This is a genomic window from Moorena sp. (assembly GCF_982860115.1).
In genome coordinates this window covers 1-4,074 of record NZ_CEYLVT010000219.1, presented here as the reverse complement: position 1 = coordinate 4,074, position 4,074 = coordinate 1, and the positions used below count along the sequence as shown (strand labels likewise).

3 protein-coding genes are annotated in these 4,074 nt (G+C 43.9%); all 3 read left to right on the top strand.

The annotated features are described in order from the left end of the window. The coding region (locus AC4II3_RS26480) for a CHAT domain-containing protein (protein WP_490722936.1) at positions 1 to 1,996 on the top strand (1,996 nt) is incomplete at its 5' end. 734 nt (positions 1,997 to 2,730) lie between these two features. Then, positions 2,731 to 3,252 (top strand): hypothetical protein, encoded by a 522-nt coding sequence (locus AC4II3_RS26475; RefSeq protein WP_488012224.1) that lies wholly within the window; start codon positions 2,731 to 2,733, stop codon positions 3,250 to 3,252. Positions 3,253 to 3,417: 165 nt separating this feature from the next. Then, positions 3,418 to 4,023 (top strand): transglutaminase-like domain-containing protein, encoded by a 606-nt coding sequence (locus tag AC4II3_RS26470; RefSeq protein ID WP_488012222.1) that lies wholly within the window; start codon positions 3,418 to 3,420, stop codon positions 4,021 to 4,023. Positions 4,024 to 4,074 lie beyond the last annotated feature (51 nt).

The following is a 4,074-nucleotide window of genomic DNA, read 5'->3' as shown; positions in this document are numbered from 1 at the left end:
AGAGGCCGAACTCCTCTTCCAGCAAGCCTTAGACCTTAGGAAACCCTTGCTAGGAAAGGAACATCCAGATGTGGCTACCACCCTCAACAACCTGGCACAAGTGTACTTTAGCCAGGGCAGGTACCAAGAGGCCGAACCCCTCTTCCAGCAAGCCTTACAGCTGAGGAAACCCTTGCTAGGAGAGGAACACCCAGATGTGGCCACCACCCTCCACTACCTGGCGCTACTGTATCACGCTCAAAGTAAGATTAACTCTGCCCTTGAGCTGTTCGAGCAAGAATTGGAGGTAGAAGAACGGAACCTCCACTCCAATTTGGTGGGTGGTTCTGAGCCTCAAAAGCGAAAGTACCTTGATACTATCACTGGTAGCACAAACCGAGTGATTTCTTTGCACCTCCAAGCAGCTCCCAACAATCCCAGAGCAGCAGCTCTGGCCTTGACTACCCTCCTGCGGCGAAAAGGTCGCGTTCTCGATTTCATCACCAATAGCCAGCAAACCCTGCGTCAAAGCTTAAACCCTGAAAGCCAGAAGTTATTAGATGATCTCAACGCTACCCGCACTCAACTAGCCAACTTGTTCTACAGCCAAAGCTTAGACCCTGAAAGCCCAAGGTTACTAGATGAGCTCAATTATAACCCGACTCAAGAAGCTAACCTGATCTACAACCAACCGCCAAATCTACCTTTTGAAGACTATCAACAGAGGTTGAATTATCTCTCTGAACAAGCCAACCAATTAGAGGATCAAATTAGCCGTCGTAGCCTTGACTTTCGCACAGCTAACCAACCTGTGACTCTCGAAACCATTCAAACCCTGATTCCAGCTAATACGGCCCTCGTGGAATTGGTCAAGTATCAACCTTTTAATCCTAAAGCGAAAAAAGATCAACGTTTTGGTTCCCCTCGCTACGCCGCCTACGTGCTTCATTCCCAAGGAGACCCCCAAGGTATTGACTTAGGGGAGGTTGAGTTAATTGAACCAGACCTGGAGCTGTTTCGTCTTTCTCTTCAAGACAAAGACACACCCACAGCTCAGTTGAAGCAAACCGCACGGCAATTGGATCAGAGGTTGATGGAGCGTGTGCGTCAACACTTAGGGTCTACTGAACATGTCTTACTTTCCCCAGACGGAGAGCTCAACCTGATTCCCTTTGAAGCCCTGGTGGATCAGCAGCAGCAGTATCTGGTAGAAAACTATCGCTTTACTTACCTTACCTCTGGCAGGGACTTACTGAGATTGTCCCAGGAATATGCCAGTCAAACTCCTCCGGTGTTGTTGGGCAATCCTGACTTTGACCGTTCTGCTGGTGAATTGATTGCTAACCACGATCATGGCAATCTCGCCACCCGTTCCATTGACCTATCAACCTGGCACTTTTCACCATTACCAGGCACCGCTGAGGAAGTAAAAGAAATCGCTAAGAAGCTGGGAGTAGCCCCTCTACTCGGTGGTAAGGCCACAGAGTCAGCAGTCAAAGGAGTCCATAGTCCCAGGATACTGCATATTGCAACCCATGGTTTCTTTGAGAATGCTGCCAATCAAGAACTGCCTACACTCTATGACAATCCCATGCTGTTGTCTGGACTAGTACTAGCAGGGGTTAAGCAGAAGCCTACTGGTGCAGAGAATGGGGTACTCACTGCCTTGGAAGCGGTAGGACTTAAGTTGTCTGGCACCGAGTTGGTGGTCTTATCCGCTTGCGATACCGGTTCCGGACGGATTAGTTCAGGAGAGGGCATCTATGGGTTGCGTCGGGCTTTTGTGATTGCTGGTTCACAAACTCAGCTGATCAGTTTGCGCAAGGTACAGGATGAAGCAACCAAAGAGCTGATGCTGGCTTACTATCAGCGCTTGCTAGACGATAACATGGGGCGCAGCGAGGCTCTGCGGGAGACCCAACTGCAAATGTTGAAAGATGAGAGGTATCAGCATCCTTATTATTGGGCGAGTTTTATTGTTTCGGGGAATTGGGAACCGATGAAGAATGAAGAATGAAGAATGAAGAATGAAGAATGAAGAATTAAGAATTAAGAATTAAGAATGAAGAATTTAGGTTGTAGGGTGGGCAAAAACCGTTTGTTTCAAATGAGTATTAATGATTAGATTACTTTGCGCACCCTACTTTAATTGGGATTTTTTGTTCACTACTCCTAAGGAAATACTTCTAAAGAAATACTCCCTACGGCATACTCCCTTGGAAATATACTTAACCTATAAGTAAACAGTTATAGCATCAGGGATAAAGCAATAGTCTCCATAGGAAACCCAAGGAAAAACCAAGGGTTTCAGTGCGCGCTTCAAAAACTCTCCGGACTATTGATCGAAATAGATGTAAGCAAAAAAAAATCACTCTTTGCAAACAGAGGCACCACCCCATCTCACCGGACCGCTGGGATTGGTTGTGGATATAACTTATGTATTATTTAATACACTTGACTAGTTGTTAAGTACATTTTATACAAAATAAGATGCGATTCTCCTATTATCAGTAATAACTTTTATTGAAAAAATCCGGTAGACTACTATTTATTAGTGTAGACAAATATTAGTATACAGTTCATCTCTATTCAATACTATTTTCAGGGTTACATCAGAAAAGGGGTGAACTTAAATCGGTGCTCTCTTTTGTGTTGCGTACTTATAAAAGTTACGCAGATATCGATTAGATCTTTGTTCCTTAAACAAGGGAACAAGTTACGGCTAAAATTTTAACAGGAAATTGCGTTCTCATGAAAAATCTATTGACGTGTCAAATTACCGCTTCCGTTGCAGTAATACTTGTTACATTTGCAGGAGGTGATGGTGTTGTTTTTGGACAAAAGGTTCAGGCACTATCTTTACCCAAAAAAGTATCAACAGTAAAACCTTCCTCAAACCTTAAGCCATCTTCATCCTTTGATATTGCTCAAGCTTTTTCCCGTAATACTGAATTGAAATTAAGATACAGTAGTGCAGCGGGGGTAATCCACGAGAGTGTTTTGCGTATCAAAGGTGATTCCGGTGTGATGACCACCAGGTTTTTCGATTTAATTAAGGGTCGGACAACCGTTGTTCAGCAAACTATGAAACTTAAGCAATCTCCTGAGGGGTTACTTATATTGGGGTCTAATCCTGTCTACCCCGGTACTAACATTCCTTACCCTGGATACAGCCCTGATAACTTTCTTTTTCAAATCACTCCAGATGGGGAGCCTCGATTTGTTACTTGTGATCTTAAGCGGCAATGTTCTGAGGTAACAATATTACGCTGATTAGCTTGTAGGGTGGGCAAAAAGCGATGCAGCGCGGTCTTGGGGGAAACCCCCATGAGCGACTGCATCAAGACACCGTTTGCTTCAAATGAGTATTAATGATTTAATTAGTTTGCCTACCCTACTTTAATTGGGATTTTTTTCACTCCCGACTCCCTTTTTAACATGGAGAATAAACAAGACTATCTACAAACCAGTGCAATCATCGATTGGCAACATCCTACAATTCTGGAACTGGCGAAGACAATAGCCCTAGAGCATCAAACATCGAATGCGATCGCCTTTGGCGCGGCTTCGCCGATCGCAAAAGCCTGTTTTGAGTGGGTTCGAGATCAGATTCGTCATAGCGTTGACTATAAAATGAACCCTGTCACCTGTCGTGCCTCCGATGTACTTAAGTATAAAACCGGTTATTGTTATGCAAAAAGCCATTTGCTAGCTGCTTTATTACGAGCCAATGGAATTCCAGCAGGCTTTTGTTATCAGCGATTAAGTATTCATGACGATGGTGAGCCTTACAGTTTGCATGGTTTGAATGCCGTTTACTTACCTGAATTCGGTTGGTATCGAATTGATCCCAGAGGAAACCGTAAGGGAATTGATGCTCAATTCAATCCCCCAAAGGAGCAATTAGCTTTCAGTATTCGATTTCCTGGAGAAGCTGACTTTCCTAACATTTTTTCTGAACCACTTCCTATAGTTATCGAAGCATTACAGGCTTGCAGTACTTGGGATGAAATGCTTGGTAGTCTTCCAGATGTTTCAGCTTAGAATTAAGAATTAAGAATTAAGAATTTAGAATTTAGAATTTAGAATTTAGAA